13 protein-coding genes are annotated in these 15,771 nt (G+C 69.8%); 8 read left to right on the top strand and 5 right to left on the bottom strand.

Features of this window, described 5'->3' with window-relative positions:
• Positions 1 to 6: 6 nt before the first annotated feature.
• Positions 7 to 1,773, bottom strand: a complete 1,767-nt coding sequence (gene arc, locus ABZS58_RS23085) for a proteasome ATPase (RefSeq protein WP_354784611.1) — start codon at positions 1,771 to 1,773, stop codon at positions 7 to 9.
• A gap of 146 nt (positions 1,774 to 1,919) precedes the next feature.
• On the opposite strand from arc, the gene ABZS58_RS23080 reads away from it, so the two are divergent.
• Positions 1,920 to 2,195, top strand: a complete 276-nt coding sequence (locus ABZS58_RS23080; RefSeq protein WP_354784610.1) for a ferredoxin — start codon at positions 1,920 to 1,922, stop codon at positions 2,193 to 2,195.
• On the opposite strand, the gene ABZS58_RS23075 is transcribed toward ABZS58_RS23080, so the two are convergent.
• The 3 genes from ABZS58_RS23075 to ABZS58_RS23065 are packed head-to-tail and all read right to left on the bottom strand — an operon-like array spanning position 2,190 to position 4,859.
• Entirely contained in the window at positions 2,190 to 2,759 is a 570-nt protein-coding gene (locus tag ABZS58_RS23075) for a hypothetical protein (protein WP_033362888.1), read from the bottom strand. The genes ABZS58_RS23080 and ABZS58_RS23075 overlap by 6 nt on opposite strands.
• Entirely contained in the window at positions 2,737 to 3,672 is a 936-nt protein-coding gene (locus ABZS58_RS23070) for a tRNA (adenine-N1)-methyltransferase (protein WP_354784608.1), read from the bottom strand. The genes ABZS58_RS23075 and ABZS58_RS23070 overlap by 23 nt, the downstream gene beginning before the upstream one ends.
• On the bottom strand, positions 3,669 to 4,859 hold the full coding sequence (locus tag ABZS58_RS23065; RefSeq protein ID WP_354784606.1) for a site-2 protease family protein: 1,191 nt from the start codon (positions 4,857 to 4,859) through the stop codon (positions 3,669 to 3,671). The genes ABZS58_RS23070 and ABZS58_RS23065 overlap by 4 nt, the downstream gene beginning before the upstream one ends.
• A 79-nt stretch (positions 4,860 to 4,938) precedes the next feature.
• On the opposite strand from ABZS58_RS23065, the gene ABZS58_RS23060 reads away from it, so the two are divergent.
• The 7 genes from ABZS58_RS23060 (at position 4,939) to ABZS58_RS23030 (ending at position 15,048) form a co-directional block, all read left to right on the top strand.
• Positions 4,939 to 5,790 carry a RecB family exonuclease gene (locus tag ABZS58_RS23060; RefSeq protein ID WP_354784604.1) on the top strand — a complete coding sequence of 284 codons (852 nt, stop codon included), beginning with the start codon at positions 4,939 to 4,941 and terminating at the stop codon, positions 5,788 to 5,790.
• A gap of 358 nt (positions 5,791 to 6,148) precedes the next feature.
• Positions 6,149 to 7,357 carry a sensor histidine kinase gene (locus ABZS58_RS23055; RefSeq protein WP_354784602.1) on the top strand — a complete coding sequence of 403 codons (1,209 nt, stop codon included), beginning with the start codon at positions 6,149 to 6,151 and terminating at the stop codon, positions 7,355 to 7,357.
• 19 nt (positions 7,358 to 7,376) lie between these two features.
• Entirely contained in the window at positions 7,377 to 8,048 is a 672-nt protein-coding gene (locus ABZS58_RS23050) for a response regulator transcription factor (RefSeq protein WP_354784600.1), read from the top strand.
• A gap of 112 nt (positions 8,049 to 8,160) precedes the next feature.
• Complete coding sequence (locus ABZS58_RS23045) at positions 8,161 to 8,946, top strand: ABC transporter ATP-binding protein (protein ID WP_354784598.1); 786 nt, start codon at positions 8,161 to 8,163, stop codon at positions 8,944 to 8,946.
• Between the two features lie 3 nt (positions 8,947 to 8,949).
• The gene (locus ABZS58_RS23040) at positions 8,950 to 11,499 is read left to right on the top strand and encodes an FtsX-like permease family protein (RefSeq protein ID WP_354784596.1); all 2,550 of its coding nucleotides are present in this window, start codon (positions 8,950 to 8,952) and stop codon (positions 11,497 to 11,499) included.
• Positions 11,500 to 11,722: 223 nt separating this feature from the next.
• The gene (locus ABZS58_RS23035; protein ID WP_354784594.1) at positions 11,723 to 12,493 is read left to right on the top strand and encodes an ABC transporter ATP-binding protein; all 771 of its coding nucleotides are present in this window, start codon (positions 11,723 to 11,725) and stop codon (positions 12,491 to 12,493) included.
• On the top strand, positions 12,493 to 15,048 hold the full coding sequence (locus ABZS58_RS23030; protein WP_354784592.1) for an FtsX-like permease family protein: 2,556 nt from the start codon (positions 12,493 to 12,495) through the stop codon (positions 15,046 to 15,048). The genes ABZS58_RS23035 and ABZS58_RS23030 overlap by 1 nt, the downstream gene beginning before the upstream one ends.
• A 63-nt stretch (positions 15,049 to 15,111) precedes the next feature.
• Here the strand turns inward: ABZS58_RS23030 and ABZS58_RS23025 are convergent, their stop codons facing one another.
• Positions 15,112 to 15,750 carry an HAD family phosphatase gene (locus ABZS58_RS23025; protein WP_354784833.1) on the bottom strand — a complete coding sequence of 213 codons (639 nt, stop codon included), beginning with the start codon at positions 15,748 to 15,750 and terminating at the stop codon, positions 15,112 to 15,114.
• Positions 15,751 to 15,771: the final 21 nt, after the last annotated feature.

Genomic DNA, 15,771 nt, shown 5'->3' with positions numbered 1-15,771 from the left:
GCGGTCCTACAGGTATTGGCCGGTGTTGGTCGCGGTCTCTATGGACCGGCCGGCCTCCGCGCCCTTGCCGCCGGAGACGAGCGTGCGGATGTAGACGATCCGCTCGCCCTTCTTGCCGGAGATGCGGGCCCAGTCGTCGGGGTTGGTGGTGTTGGGCAGGTCCTCGTTCTCGCGGAACTCGTCAACGCAGGAGTCGAGCAGGTGCTGGAGGCGCATGCCCTTCTGCCCGTTGCTGAGGAAGTCCTTGATCGCCATCTTCTTGGCCCGGTCGACGATGTTCTGGATCATCGCGCCGGAGTTGAAGTCCTTGAAGTACAGGACCTCCTTGTCGCCGTTGGCGTAGGTCACCTCGAGGAACCGGTTCTCCTCGGTCTCGGAGTACATCCGCAGGACCACCGCGTCGATCATGGCCGCCACCGTCGCGTCCGGCGAGTTGCCGTGCTCGGCGATGTCGTCCTTGTGCAGCGGAACCGTGGTGAGGATGTACTTGGAGAAGATGTCCTTGGCCGCCTCGGCGTCCGGTCGCTCGATCTTGATCTTCACATCGAGCCGGCCGGGGCGCAGGATCGCCGGGTCGATCATGTCTTCCCGGTTGGACGCGCCGATGACGATGACGTTTTCCAGACCCTCGACGCCGTCGATCTCGCTCAGCAGCTGAGGCACGATCGTGTTCTCGACGTCGGAGGAGACCCCCGAGCCACGGGTGCGGAACACCGAGTCCATCTCGTCGAAGAACACGATGACCGGGGTGCCCTCGCTCGCCTTCTCACGGGCGCGCTGGAAGATCAGCCGGATGTGCCGCTCGGTCTCGCCGACATACTTGTTGAGCAGCTCGGGACCCTTGATGTTGAGGAAGTAGCTGGTCTTGCGCTCCTCACCGCGCCGCTCGGCGATCTTCTTCGCCAGCGAGTTGGCGACCGCCTTGGCGATCAGCGTCTTGCCACAGCCGGGAGGGCCGTAGAGCAGGACGCCTTTCGGCGGGCGCAAGAGGTGCTCGCGGAACAGCTCCGCGTGCAGGAAGGGCAGCTCCACGGCGTCGCGGATCTGCTCGATCTGCGAGAAGAGACCACCGATGTCGGTGTAGTCGACGTCGGGCACCTCCTCCAGCACCAGCTCCTCGACCTCGCTCTTCGGGATCCGCTCATACGCATACGCAGAGCGGGGCTCGATCATGAGCGAGTCACCGGCGCGCAGGGGCGCGTCGGAGAGGGTGTCGGCCAGGTGGACGATCCGCTCCTCGTCGGCGTGCGAGATGACGAGAGCGCGGTCACCGCCTTCCAGGATCTCCTTCAACATGACGACCTCGCCGGCCCGCTCGAACCCGAGCGCGTCGACGATGTTCAGGGCGTCGTTGAGCAGGACCTCCTGGCCTCGGCGCAGCTCCTCGACCTCGATGGCCGGGGAAACTGCCACGCGCAGCTTGCGCCCACCGGTGAAGACGTCGACAGAGCCGTCTTCGTGGCGGGCGAGGAAGACGCCGTAACCGCTCGGCGGCTGTGCCAGGCGGTCAACTTCCTCCTTCAGCGTCACGATCTGGGCGCGGGCCTCCTTGAGGGTGGCCACGAGCCGCTCGTTGTTTTCGGTCAGCCGGGCAATCTGCGCCTGCGCTGCGGCGAGCCGCTCCTCGAGCTGTCGCACGTGTCGCGGTGTTTCCGTCAGCTTGCGCCGCACCAGGGCGAGTTCCTCTTGGAGGAAGGCGACCTGCGTGGAGAGATCGTGGGCGTCCTTCTCCCATCGTGCGGCGCGCGTCTCCGCGTCGTCGCTGCGTGCCACGTCCCACCTCCCCGGGGGCTTTGAACGTTGTGCTCTAACACTAACTGTTGTTCGCCGGTCTGGGCCCCTTCGAACCCGTGCGCCACAGGGCTTTTACAAATCGTGCGGCCTGGAGGCTCTTTTCACCAGCCCTGTAATGTTGCAGCGTGAGTGCTCTTGAGGTGTGGGTTGACCAGGACCTGTGCACCGGCGACGGGCTGTGCGTGCAGTACGCCCCGGAGGTCTTCGAGTTCGACGTCGATGGCCTGGCCTATGTGAAGCGGACCGACGGCGAGCTGCTGCTGGCCCCCGGAAGCCGTGTCGACGTGCCGGAACACCTCCGGCTCGAGGTCATCGACGCGGCCAAGGAGTGCCCCGGCGACTGCATCCACGTGCACCGGGCGGCCGACGACGTGCCGGTCGCCGGGCCCAACGCCTCATAGCATCGGCTTGCCCACGAGCGAAGAGACGAGCCGGGCAAATTCCTCCAAACGGGCGATCTGTCCGGCGCCGCCGTCATCGAGAGTTTTACCGAAGCGCAACGCGTCGTGGCGGATGACGGAGCCTGCCTCCTCGGCGGCCACGTTCGCCTCGTCCAGCGAGGTCAGCAGCAGGTAGACATCGACGCTGTCCACTCGGGCGTGCCCGTTGGGGTTGCGGCTGAGCCGCCGGCGGCAGCCGACCTCGGTCACCGCGGACAGCGCCACCACCCGCAGCGACGACGTCATCGAGCCCGGCGGCGCCTCCTCGGGCGGGATGTCCTCGCCGTGCCACAGGATGAGCCGGGTGCCGTCGCAGACGACGACCTCCTGCCAGACCCCGTTGACGTCGTTGACGAACCGCTCGAGCGTGAAGCCGAGCACACTCTGCCCCCGCAGGACCCCGGCCATCGCGTCGAGCGCGATGTCCGGGTCCCGCAGATACGCCCTGGCCGCCGACTCGAGGTCGGGATAGGGCGACCAGTCGGGAAATACGGCAGGTAGGTCACTGAAGCTCGGACGGCTCATCCTTTGCCTCCTCCTCCCGTGCGACCGCGGCGGCCGCCAACCGCCGGGCCGCGTACGCTTCGGCGCCCTTGCTCGGCTTCCGGCGCCGGGGTGGCGCCGTCACCCCCGGTGCGAGCTTGCGGGCACTGACCAGGAACGCCGTGTGCGCGATCATCCGATGATCGGGTCGTACGGCGAGTCCCTCGACGTGCCAGTCGCGCACCAGGCTCTCCCAGGCGCGGGGCTCGGTGTAGCCACCGTCCTCGCGCAACGCCTCCACCAGCTCGGACAGCTGTGGCGTGGTCGCCACATAGCCGATGAACACCCCGCCGGGGATCAGCGCCCGCGACACGAGCGGCAGGATCTCCCACGGGGTCAACATGTCTAGGATTATCCGATCAAAACCGACATCTTCGCAGCCGGCTACGTCACCTACCCGCAAGGTCCACCCCTGCTGAGGGCCGCCGAGGAAGGCTTCCACGTTGCGGCGGGCGATGGCGGCGAAGTCTTCGCGCATCTCGTACGACGTCACGGTGCCACTCGGCCCGACGGCTCGCAGCAGTGAGCAGGTCAGCGCGCCGGAGCCGGCCCCGGCCTCCAGGACCCTCGCGCCGGGGAAGATGTCACCCATCGCGCAGATCTGCGCGGCGTCCTTCGGGTAGATGACCTGGGCGCCGCGGGGCATGGACAGCACGTAGTCCGACAGCAGCGGGCGCAGCGCGAGATACGCGGTGCCGCCGGCCGACGTCACGACGCTGCCGTCCGGCCTGCCGATCAGGTCGTCGTGCGGCAGTGCGCCCCGGTGGGTGTGGAACTCCTTGCCCGGCTCGAGCACGATCGTGTGCATCCGGCCCTTGGGGTCGGTCAGCTGGACCCGGTCACCCGGTTGGAACGGTCCCCTGCGGGTCGCTGGCAGGTCGAGGGACACAGTCACGTGCGATTCCTTCTGGTGGTGGTCCGGCGTGTTTCCACGAGCGAGAGCAGCTCGGCGCCGCGCAGGACGCCGTGCACATCCTCACCCGAGACCACCAGGTAGTCGCCGCCCGGGTCGTCCCGGATGGCGTGCAGCAGGTCGGTGCCCCGCAGATCGCCTGCCAGGACGTGGTGCTCGTCGATCCGGCGGGTGACGTCGCCGACGGGGACCCACGGGCGGCGCTCCGCCGGGACCGCCCGCGCCGACGCGCCGTGCACGAACCCGAGCATCGACCCGGCGCCGTCGACCACCGCGAGGTGCCTGCCGCCGACCTGCTCGGCGATCCGCTCCGCCTCGGCGAGGGGCGTGCCGGCCGCGACAGGGACGATCGGCCTGGCCAGCTCCCTGGCGTTGAACGGCGGCAGGCTCGCGGCGACCTTCCCGTGCCGGATCGCCTGGCCGGCGCCGACCCACATGGTGATGCTGACCAGCAGTGTGAAGAGGAGTCCGAAGTATCCGTTGAGCACTTTTTCGTAGAACAGGACGACCGCGGTCACGGCGGTGGCGACCGCGACCAGCCGCCCCGACCAGCCGGCGACCCGGCGACCGAGGTTGGGGTCACCACTGATCTTCCAGACCAGGGCCTGCAGCGCCCGTCCGCCGTCCAGCGGAAGCCCGGGCAGCGCGTTGAACACGGCGACCACGATGTTGCTCAACGCCAGCTGGAACGCGAACGTCTCGGCGATCCCGCCCGGCGGCAGCACCAGCGCGACGGCGCCGGACAACAGCCCCAGCAGCAGCGACACGACCGGCCCGGCGAGCGACACGAACAGCTCCACCCCCGGCCGCGGCGCCTCCCGCTCCATCTCGGTGTAACCGCCGAGCATCTCCAGAGTGATGCCGCTCACACCGATGCCGCTACGCCGGCTCGTGATCGCGTGCCCGAGCTCGTGCAGCAGCACCGACACCAGCAGGCACACCACGAACCCGAACCCCACCGCGAACCCGGTGCTCACCGGCAGCTCCCGGCGCGACGTCAGGAACTGGCCATATGTCAACGTGATCAGCGCGGCGAGCAGCAGCCAGGACGGGGCGAGGAAGATCGGGACGCCGAGCAGCCGACCCAGCGGGATCCCGGAACCGCGCTCAGGCTTCCGGGGGCGGGCGGCCGACGACGCCGGCGCGGGTGCCGAGCGGTAGTCGTCCATTGCCCATGATGCTACGGGTAGTCCGCGCCGGGACGCCGGTCCGCGAAAACTGTCGTACCCGTGGCCTAACCTTCCACGCATGACGGAGACCATCACCACCCTGCCTACGCTGTCGCCGTCGCGAGCCGCCGACTTCAAGACGTGCCCCCTGCTGTATCGGTTCCGCTCCATCGACCGTCTGCCCGAGCGCCCGACGCCGGACCAGATGCGGGGCACGCTGGTGCACGCGGTGCTGGAGGCGCTGTTCGAGGAGCCGGCCGGCGGCCGGACCCCTGAGCGCGCCGCCGCCCTCGTCGCGCCGCAGTGGCAGCGGCTGGTCGAGACCGAGGAGGGGCTCGCCGACCTGTTCGCCGACGTGGAGGGGTTCCTGGAGTCGAGCCGCGAGCTGCTCGGCGGCTATTTCGCCGTCGAGGACCCCAACCGGCTGGAGCCCGCGGAGCGCGAGGCGTATGTGCAGGCCGAGGTCGACGGCAAGCTCGTCATCCGCGGCTATGTCGACCGCCTCGACGTCTCCCCCGCCGGCGACATCCGCGTCGTGGACTACAAGACCGGCGGCGCCCCCCGGGAGGCGTTCGAGGCCCGGGCCATGTTCCAGCTGAAGTTCTACGCCCTGGTGCTGTGGCGGACCCGCGGCGTGGTGCCCAAGGTCCTGCGGCTGATGTATCTGAAGGACCGGGAGGTCTGCGACTTCTCCCCCGACGCCGACGAGCTGGCCCGCTTCGAGCGCACGCTGCTGGCGCTGTGGCAGGCGATCGAGCGGGCGACCGAGGAGCGGGACTTCCGCGCCCACCCGAGCAGGTTGTGCGGGTGGTGCGCCCACCAGGCACTGTGCCCGGCGTTCGGGGGGACGCCGCCGCCGTTCCCGGAGCGGGCCACGGTCACGCTGCCGCTGGTGACGGACGAGGAGCCGCCGACGGGCCGCGACGAGTAGCACCATTGGCTCGGTTTCGCCTCACCCGGTTTCGCCCGGCTAGGGCCTGCCTGATTCGTAGTTATTTAGACCGATTCAGCATGATCCAACCCGACGCGGCATCGGCCGTCACGTCCGCCTCGGCGGGGTTCTTGATGATACGGAAGAGTTTGTGCCGCTATGACGACACAAAGTCTTCCGTATCACGGGAAAGAGGCAAGCGGCGACGGTGGCGGGGCGTTCCGGCGCAGGGTTCGGAGGGCCTTGTGGATCATGAGGGACTCGGGGGTGGGTGAGGCGGGTCTCATCCTCAAGCATGAGGTGCGGGTAGGACGCGGCGACGAATCCGAAGGGTTCCGGAGCCGATACCGTACGAAGGGTGCTGAAGCGCGTGCTGAGCCGCCGAGCGGACCCGTTGGTGCAGGACATCGCCCTGGCGGTGGTGCTCGCTGTGGTCAGTGGGAGTTCGACGGCGCTGGCGCGGGAGATGTTCGGGTCGAGCAGCCTGACGGCGCAGCTGGTCTTCGACACGGCCGGGTTGCTTGCGGTGGCGGTGCGGCGGCGGTGGCTGTGGTTCGCGGTGTGGTTCACGACGGTGCACACCGTGGTGCCGTTCACGGGCATGCTGCCGGTCGTGTACGGCGGGTTCGCGGTGATCGTCGTGACGTATACGGCCGCCGCGTATCTGCCGCTCAAGCGGGCCATCGCGGCCGGGGTGCTCATCTGGGTGCCGGGGATGGCGCTCGCGACGGTGCTGGGGCGCACCGACGAGGAGCCGCTCGTGCTGGGGCCGCAGGTGTTCCTGCTGTTCAACGCGATGAGCGCCCTGGTCTGCTTCACCGTCGGGCGGATGATGGCGACCCGACGGGCGTACGTGGCGGCCCTGGAGGACCGGGCGAAGACGGCGGAGACGAGCCAGCGGGCGCTGACCGAGCAGGCGGTCGCCGACGAGCGGCGGCGGATCGCGCGGGAGCTGCACGACGTCGTCGCGCACCACGTGAGCGTGATGGGGGTCCTCGCGACCGGGTCGCGGCGGATGCTGCAGCGGGACCCGCGGGCCGCCGACGAGGCGCTCGCCACGATCGAGGAGACGGGCAGGACCGCGTTGCGGGAGATGCGGCGGTTGCTGACGGTGCTGCGCACGGAGACGGAGCCGGCCGGGGAGCTGGCGCCGCAGCCGGGGCTCGCGGGGGTGGAGGGCCTGGTCGAGCAGATCCGAGAGGCGGGGCTGCAGGCGGTGCTGAAGGTCGAGGGCGTGCCCGGGCAGCTGGACCCGGGCATCGCGCTGACGATCTACCGGATCGTGCAGGAGGCGCTGACGAACGCGCTGAAGCACGCGGGGGCGGCGACGCTCGAGGTCAGGATGGCGTTCACCCGCACCGACGTGGTCGTGGAGGTGTGCGACACGGGGCGCGGGCCGCAGCTCGGGACCGCCGCCATCGGGCACGGGCTGCTCGGCATGCGGGAGCGGGTCATGTTGTACGGCGGGACGCTGCGCACAGGGCCGAGGCCCGGGGGCGGCTACCGTGTGCACGCGAGGATCCCCATCGAACAGCACGCGGACACCGTCGAACGGCAGCCGGCGTGACCAGCGAAAGGCAGCCAGCTTGAACGAGAGGCCGATCCGGCTCCTGCTCGTGGACGACCAGCCGCTGCTGCGCACCGGGTTCCGGATGGTGCTCGGCGGCGAGGCCGACCTCGACATCGTCGCCGAGGCGGGTGACGGGGTCGAGGCGATCGAGCTGGCCCGGCGCCTGCTGCCCGACGTGGTGCTGATGGACATCCGGATGCCGCGGATGGACGGGGTCGCCGCGACGCGGGCGATCGTCGAGGCGAAGCTGCCGGTGCGGGTGCTGATCCTGACCACGTTCGACCTGGACGAGTACGTGGTGGGCGCGCTGCGCGCCGGGGCGAGCGGGTTCCTGGCGAAGGACGTGCCCGCCGACGATCTGGTCGCGGCGATCCGGACCGTGGCGGCCGGGGAGGCGGTGGTCGCGCCCCGGATCCTGAAGCGGCTGCTGGACAAGTTCGCCGACGCGCTGCCGGACCCGGACGCGGCGCCGCCGCGGGACCTGCGGGTGCTGACGGAGCGGGAGCGGGAGGTGCTCGTCCATCTGGCGCGGGGGCTGTCCAACTCGGAGATCGCCAGGGCGTTGTCGGTGAGCGAGACCACGGTGAAGACGCACGTCGGGCACGTGCTGACGAAGCTCGGTCTCAGGGATCGCGTCCAGGCCGTCGTCCTCGCGTACGAGACGGGTCTGGTCCGCCCGGGCTCCTGAGCGGGATCCGTCTCCTTCGCAGGGAGTAGCCCGACCGGCACCCCTGGAGGACGGCACGCCCGAGATCACCCCGTAGCGTGAGGTCATTCACGAAACCAGAGGGGGATCGAGCGTGACCACGACAGTCACGACCGGGCAGGCGGTCGCCGCCCGCGCGGTGGACGTGTGGAAGGTGTACGGCAGCGGCGAGGCCCAGGTCATCGCGCTGCACGGGGTGAGCGTCGAACTGGAGCGCGGGCAGTTCACCGCGATCATGGGCCCGTCGGGGTCCGGCAAGTCGACGCTGATGCACACGCTCGCCGGGCTCGACTCGGTGACGCGCGGTGAGATCTTCGTCGGTGACACCAAGCTGACCGGGATGTCCGACGGTGACCTGACGAACCTGCGCAGGACCAAGGTCGGGTTCATCTTCCAGCAGTTCAACCTGCTGCCGACGCTGACGGCGGAGGAGAACATCCTGCTGCCGCTGTCCATCGCGGGCCGCAAGGCGGACCCGAAGTGGTATGACACGGTGATCGACACGGTGGGGCTGCGGGACCGGCTGAAGCACCGGCCGAGCCAGCTGTCCGGCGGTCAGCAGCAGCGGGTCGCGTGCGCGCGGGCCCTGGTGTCGCGGCCGGAGGTCATCTTCGCCGACGAGCCCACCGGCAACCTCGACTCGCGCTCCGGTGCGGAGGTGCTGTCGTTCCTGCGCAACTCGGTGCGCGAGTACGGGCAGACGATCGTCATGGTGACCCACGACCCGAACGCGGCGTCCTACGCCGACCGGGTCATCTTCCTGGCCGACGGGCGGGTCGTCGACGAGCTGCACTCGCCGAGCGCCGACGCGGTGCTGGACAAGCTCAAGGGCCTGGACGCCAAGGTCGAGAGCGCCACCGACGCGCCGCAGGCGGGCTGAGCCGTGCTACGCGCGACGCTCAAGAGCCTGCTGGCGCGCAAGCTCCGGCTGGTCCTGTCGGCCCTGGCGGTCGTGCTGTCGGTCATGTTCATCGCCAGCTCGCTGGTGCTGACCGACACGCTGGGACGCACGTTCGACAACATCTTCGCCGACATCTACACCAACACCGACGTGCAGGTCACCACGAAGGCCGACGTCGAGGCGCAGGGCGGCGGCCCGGCCCAGTCGCTGAAGCCGCTGACCGCGGCCGACGTGGAGAAGGTCGCGGACGTCGACGGGGTGAGGTCGGCGAAGGGGCAGGTCTTCCTGACCGGGGCCCGGGCCGTCGGCAAGAACGGCAAGATCGTGGCCAGCGGGTCCGGGCAGTTCGGCGGCAACTGGGGCGGCGAGGACGAGCTGACGAAGCTCATCGCCGGCAAGGCGCCGGCGGCGGACGACGAGGTGGTCATCAACAACGGGCTCGCCCTCACGGGCAGGTTCGCCGTCGGTGACCCGATCGACGTCATCACCCGCACCCAGCCGCGCAAGACCTTCAAGATCTCCGGCATCATGCAGTACAGCGGCGGCCGGGACTCGATGGCGGGTGAGACCGCCGTGCTGTTCACCGAGGGCACCGCGCAGGAGCTCATGCTCGGCCAGAAGGGCGCGTTCAACCTCATCGACGTGAGGAGCGACAGCGGCGTCTCGGACGCCAAGGTCCGCGACAACGTCAAGGCCGCGCTCGGCGACGGGTATGTGGTGCAGACCGGCGAGGACCTGTCGGAGGAGTCCAGCAAGCAGCTGCGGGACCTGCTGGCGTACGTCAACTACTTCCTGCTCGGCTTCGGCACGGTCGCGCTGCTGGTCGGCATCTTCCTGATCCTCAACACGTTCTCGATCATCGTGTCGCAGCGCACCCAGGAGCTGGCGCTGCTGCGGGCGATGGGCGCGGGCCGCGGGCAGGTCATCCAGTCGGTGCTGATCGAGGCCCTGATCATCGGCGTGGTCGGGTCGCTGATCGGCTTCCTCGTGGGGCTCGGGTTCGGCACGCTCGGGGCGTCGTTCTTCGCCTCGTCCGCCGACATGGAGTCCGCCGGGGTGGGCTTCCCGCTCACCGCGATCATCGTGTCGTTCACGGTCGGCATCCTGGTCACCATGATCTCGGCGGTGGTGCCGGCGATCAAGGCGGCCCGGGTCGCGCCGATCGCGGCGATGCGGGACGCGGCGAGCACCGACCGGCCGCTGACCGGGATCACGATCGCCGGCGGGGTCGTCACCGCGCTCGGCGGCGGCTCCCTGGCGTGGGGGCTGGCCGGGGCCGGCGACGCGACGCTGCTGCTGGTGTTCGGCGGCGTGCTGCTGATCATCATCGGGGTGACGCTGCTCGCCCCGCTGCTGAGCAAGCCCCTCGTCGGGGCGCTCGGGTCGATCTTCTCGTGGACGATCCCGGGCAAGCTCGGCAAGCGCAACTCGGCGCGCAACCCACGCCGGACCGCGATCACGGCCGGCGCGGTCATGATCGGCATCGCCATCATCACGATGATCAGCACGGTGTTCACGTCGCTGTCCACGGCCATCGACGAGTCGGTGCAGCAGGACCTGCAGGCCGACCTGGTCGTCATGGGGCAGCAGACGTCCGACGTGCCCCCGACCATCCAGCCCGACGAGCTGCGCGGGATGAAGGCGCTGCCGCAGGTCCAGACGGTCGCCGCGTTCACCTACGACGCGGTGCAGTTCGACGGCAAGCAGGACTTCGTGGCCGCCTTCGAGGACATGGCGGCGGCCTCGACGGTGCTGAAGCTGCAGGCCGCGGAGGGTCGCGTCGACCGGATCGGCAGCGGCGAGTTCGTGGTGGACGAGAAGACCGCCAAGGACCGCAAGTACAAGCTGGGTGACAGCTTCACGATGGCGTTCTCCAAGGGCGGCACGAAGACGGTGACCCTGGTCGGCATCTTCAAGACCAACGCCGGCTCCAGCGGCGTGACGATCTCCGACACCGACGCGCAGGCCGGGTTCGCGTTCCCGCAGCCGATCCAGGCGTTCCTCAAGGTGAACAGCGGCGTCAAGGTCGAGGACGCCAAGGCGGCGGTCGCCGGGGTGCTCAAGAACAACCCCGAGGTCGACGTCCTGACGACGAAGGAGTACGCCGGCAACAGCAAGGCCTTCCTCGACGCGATCCTGATCGTCGTGCAGATCCTACTGACGGCGGCCCTGGCCATCTCGGTCCTGGGGGTCATCAACACGCTGCTGCTGTCGGTGATCGAGCGGACCCGGGAGCTGGGCATGCTGCGGGCGATCGGCCTGCGGCGCGGCCAGACCTGGCTGATGGTGACGATCGAGTCGGTCGTGATCACGGTCTTCGGCACGGTGCTCGGCCTCGCGGTCGGCGCCGGGCTCGGCTCGGCGATCGTCACCGCGCTGAAGCGGGTGGTCGGGTTCGGGGCGGTCACGATGCCGTGGGGCACGATGGTGTTCTACCTCTTCGGGGCCGTGCTCGTCGGCCTCGTCGCCGGCATCATCCCGGCGATCCGGGCGGCGAGGCTCAACGTCCTCAACGCCATCGCGTACGAATAAGCACCAGCGCTGTACAAAGCCGGTCGGGGGTCTCCCCCGGCCGGCTTTCCGCATTTCCCGGCCCATTGCTGTGAATGCTGAGAAACGCGGGCTAGGGGATGACCCTGAGATCGGCTCCGGGCCATTCCCGGGCGAAAAACCCGTGGTCGGGTCGCCCTGCGGGCGGACGAGACGCGCACATGTTCCCCAGAGGATGAAGGCACACCATTCACCAGGGGGAATCATGACTGCATCGGTTGCGACGCGCACCGAGGTGGCCGCGAAGGCGGTCGACGTCTGGAAGGTCTACGGCACGGGCGAGGCGCAGGTCAACGCGCTCGGCGGCGTTTCCGTGGAGCTCGAGAAGGGCCGTTACACCGCGATCATGGGCCCGTCGGGCTCGGGCAAGTCGACGCTCATGCACTGCCTCGCCGGCCTCGACGCCGTGTCGCGCGGCGACGTCTTCATCGGCGACACGCAGATCACCGGCCTGTCGGACCGGGGGCTCACGAACCTGCGCCGCACCAAGGTCGGGTTCATCTTCCAGCAGTTCAACCTGCTGCCGACGCTGACGGCCGAGGAGAACATCCTGCTGCCGCTGTCGATCGCGGGCCGTAAGCCGGACGCCGCCTGGTACAACACCGTCATCGACACCGTCGGGCTGCGGGACCGGCTCAGCCACCGCCCCAGCCAGCTGTCCGGCGGCCAGCAGCAGCGGGTCGCCTGCGCGCGGGCGCTCGTGTCGCGGCCCGAGGTCATCTTCGCCGACGAGCCCACCGGCAACCTCGACTCCCGCTCGGGCGCGGAGGTGCTGTCGTTCCTGCGCAACTCGGTCCGCGACTTCGGCCAGACGATCGTCATGGTCACCCACGACCCGAACGCCGCGTCCTACGCCGACCGGGTCATCTTCCTCGCCGACGGGCACATCGTCGACGACCTGTACGCGCCGACCGCCGACGCCGTCCTCGACCGGCTCAAGAAGCTGGACAAGCACGACCTGGACGGGACCGCCTGATGCTGCGCGCCACACTCAAGAGCCTGCTGTCGCGCAAGCTGCGGCTGGTCCTGTCGGGCCTCGCGGTGGTGCTGGGCGTGATGTTCGTGTCGGGCGCGTTCGTGCTCACCGACACGATGGGCCGCTCGTTCGACAGCCTGTTCTCGTCGGTGTTCCAGGGCACCGACGTCAACGTCACCCAGAAGCCGAAGGTCGGCGACCAGGACTTCGGCCCCTCGCAGCAGGGCAACATCCCCGCCGCGACCCTGGAGAAGGTCCGCGCGGTCCCCGGCGTCGCGAACGTCGTCGGTGACGCCTCCGCCGACGGTGCCCGGGTCATCGGCAAGAACGGCAAGGTCGTCACCACGTTCGGCCCGCCGCGCCTCGGCGGCAACTGGGTCGGCACGTCGGACCTGCTGCAGCTGCGGGAGGGCCGCGGACCCACCGCCGACAACGAGATCGTCGTCAACGTCACCACCGCGAAGGCCGCCGGCGGGCTCAAGGTCGGCGACGACGTCGGCGTCCTGACGCTGCAGCCCGGCAAGAAGGTCTTCAAGCTCGTCGGCATCTTCGGCTACAGCGGCGACCGCGACTCCCTCGGCGGCTCCCTCGAGGTGCTGTTCACCACGCCGGTCGCGCAGGAGCTGATGCTCGGCGAGAAGGACGTGTACAGCGGGCTCAACGTGACGGCCGCCGCGGGCGTGTCCAACGAGAAGCTCCGCGACGACGTCGCCGCCGCGCTCGGCGGCGAGGCCGGGGGGTTCCAGGTCAAGACCGGGCAGCAGCTCACCGACGAGACGACCAAGGAGTTCCGGGAGGGCCTGAAGTTCTTCAACAACGTCCTCATCGGGTTCGCCGGTGTCGCGCTGTTCGTCGGTACCTTCCTCATCCTGAACACGTTCTCGATCATCGTCGCGCAGCGGACGCGGGAACTGGCGCTGATGCGCGCCCTCGGCGGCAGCCGGGGTCAGACGCTCGGCTCGGTGATCATCGAGGCGGTCGCGATCGGGCTCATCGCCTCGGTCCTGGGCCTGGCCGCCGGGATCGGCGTCGGTGTCCTGCTCGCCTGGGTGTTCGGCAACGTCAGCGGCGTCGCCCTCGCCAGCGTCGGTGTCCCGGCCGCCGCGGTGATCAGCTCGTTCGTGGTCGGCCTGCTGGTGACGGTCGTCGCCGCGGTCCTCCCGGCGCTGCGCGCCTCCCGCATCCCGCCGATCGCGGCGCTGCAGGAGGTCGCCACCCCGGACCGCCCGCTGACGAAGCTGACCGTGAGCGGCGCCCTGATCGGCGCCGTCGGCGGCACGATGCTCGGCCTCGGCCTGGCCGGTCAGGGCGGCAACACGTTGTGGCTGATCCTCGGCGGTGTCCTGATCAGCTTCATCGGCGTCGCGCTGCTCACCCCGCTGCTGGCCAAGCCGGTGGTGGGGCTGCTCGGCCGGCTGTTCTCCTGGTCGGTGCCGGGCAAGCTGGGCCGGCTCAACTCGGGCCGCAACCCGCGGCGCACCGCGATCACCGCGGCCGCGCTCATGGTCGGCCTGGCCCTGATCACCGGCGTCAACGTCATCCTCGCCTCGGCGAAGCAGAGCCTGTCGTCGCAGGCGGCGACCCAGGTGACCGTCGACCTGATCATCTCCGGGGACGGCGACGACAACGGGCCGGCGAAGTTCGACCCAGCGGTGATGAGCGCGGCGGCGAAGCTGCCGGGCGTGTCCAGCTCCGCCAGCGAGTACTGGGACTTCGCCCAGGTCGACGGTGGGGGCCGGGGTGTGTCGGCGACCGACGACATGGCCGCCTACGCGGGCATGTTCAAGCTCACCGCGACCCAGGGGACGCTGCGGTGGAGCGGCCCGGACCAGGCAGTCATCGACGAGGAGGACGCGAAGAAACGCAACCTGACCGTCGGCTCGACGATGACGATGCAGTTCACCCGCGGCGAGCCGCACCAGGTGAAGGTCGTCGGCGTGTACAAGAAGAGCGACGTCATGGGCGGGCTCGTCGTCTCCGGTGACGTGGTGAAGGACTACCGCAGCGCGCAGCCGTCCTGGGGCTACCTGCGGGTCGCCGAGGGCACCGACGTCGCCGGCGTCCAGCGGCAGGTGGACCAGCTGCTCGCCGACAACCCGGAGGTGTCGGTCGCGAACCGGGCCGAGTACGTCGACGCGCAGTCCGCGCAGTTCGACCAGCTGCTCACGATGATCCAGATCCTCCTCGCGCTGGCGATCCTCATCGCGGTCCTCGGCATCGTCAACACCCTGGCGCTGTCGGTGCTGGAGCGGACCCGCGAGCTGGGGCTGCTGCGGGCGATCGGGATGCGCCGGGCGCAGACGATGCGGATGGTCACCGTCGAGGCGGTCGTCATCTCCACGTTCGGCGCGTTGCTCGGCCTCACCGTCGGCACCGGTCTCGGCGCGGCCGTGGTCAGGGCGCTGCGCGACGAGGGCTTCAGCAAGCTGGCGTTCCCGTGGTCGCAGATGGCGACGTACCTGCTGCTCGCGGCGCTGGTCGGGGTCATCGCGGCGATCCTGCCGTCGATCCGGGCCTCGCGGGTCGACGTCCTGCAGGCGATCTCGCACGACTGAGCACGACTGAGCACCACGAGCACCACGACGGTGGAAGGGGCGCCCACGGGGGCGCCCCTTTCGCTATGCCACCAGTTTCCGCAGGTATGCCACGTCGACGTCGAGCAGCGAGCCGACGAGCGTGACGCCGGTCGGGTCGAGGTCGACCTCGCACGGCACGGCGAGGACGGCGCAGCCGGCGGCCCGGGCGCTGCGCACCCCGTTCGGCGAGTCCTCCACGGCGACACAGTCGGCGGCGGTGACGGCACCGACGAGCCGCGCCGCGGTCAGGTACGGCATCGGGTGCGGCTTCGTCTGGTCGACCTCGTCACCGGCGACGACCGCGTCGAAGTTGTCCGCCCCGATCGTCAGCAGCGCCACGTCCACGAGGTGCCGGTGCGTGGCGGTGACCAGCGCGAGAGGTACACCCTCCGCACGCAACGCCGCGAGGAGCTCCTTGGCACCGGGGCGCCACTCGACGCCGCCGTGGAAGAGCTCCTTGACCCTGGCCTCCAGCCACCTGACGCTGTCGTCGGTGGAGATGCTGCCGGGCAGGCCGAGGTCGGCGTGCAGCAGCCGCATCGAGTCGGTCATGTTGCTGCCGACCATCGCGTGCCGGGCCTGCGCGGACAGCTCACCGCCGTAGTGGGTGGCGAGCTCGGTCAGGCCGACCGACCACACCTTCTCGCTGTCGACGAGGGTGCCGTCCATGTCGAAGAGCACGGCCGCGAGCCGGTCGTCAGA

This window comes from Dactylosporangium sp. NPDC005555 (assembly GCF_040605635.1).
Taxonomy (GTDB): domain Bacteria; phylum Actinomycetota; class Actinomycetes; order Mycobacteriales; family Micromonosporaceae; genus Dactylosporangium.
Note: the sequence above shows the minus strand (reverse complement) of the source record. Positions and strands in the feature narration are given on the sequence as shown.

Coding starts and splice junctions, on each gene's coding strand:
- ABZS58_RS23060 (WP_354784604.1), top strand. CDS start 4,939: ATGACGGAGACCATCACCACCCTGCCTACGCTGTCGCCGTCGCGAGCC.
- ABZS58_RS23075 (WP_033362888.1), bottom strand. CDS start 2,759: ATGAGCCGTCCGAGCTTCAGTGACCTACCTGCCGTATTTCCCGACTGG.
- ABZS58_RS23030 (WP_354784592.1), top strand. CDS start 12,493: ATGCTGCGCGCCACACTCAAGAGCCTGCTGTCGCGCAAGCTGCGGCTG.
- ABZS58_RS23035 (WP_354784594.1), top strand. CDS start 11,723: ATGACTGCATCGGTTGCGACGCGCACCGAGGTGGCCGCGAAGGCGGTC.
- ABZS58_RS23065 (WP_354784606.1), bottom strand. CDS start 4,859: ATGGACGACTACCGCTCGGCACCCGCGCCGGCGTCGTCGGCCGCCCGC.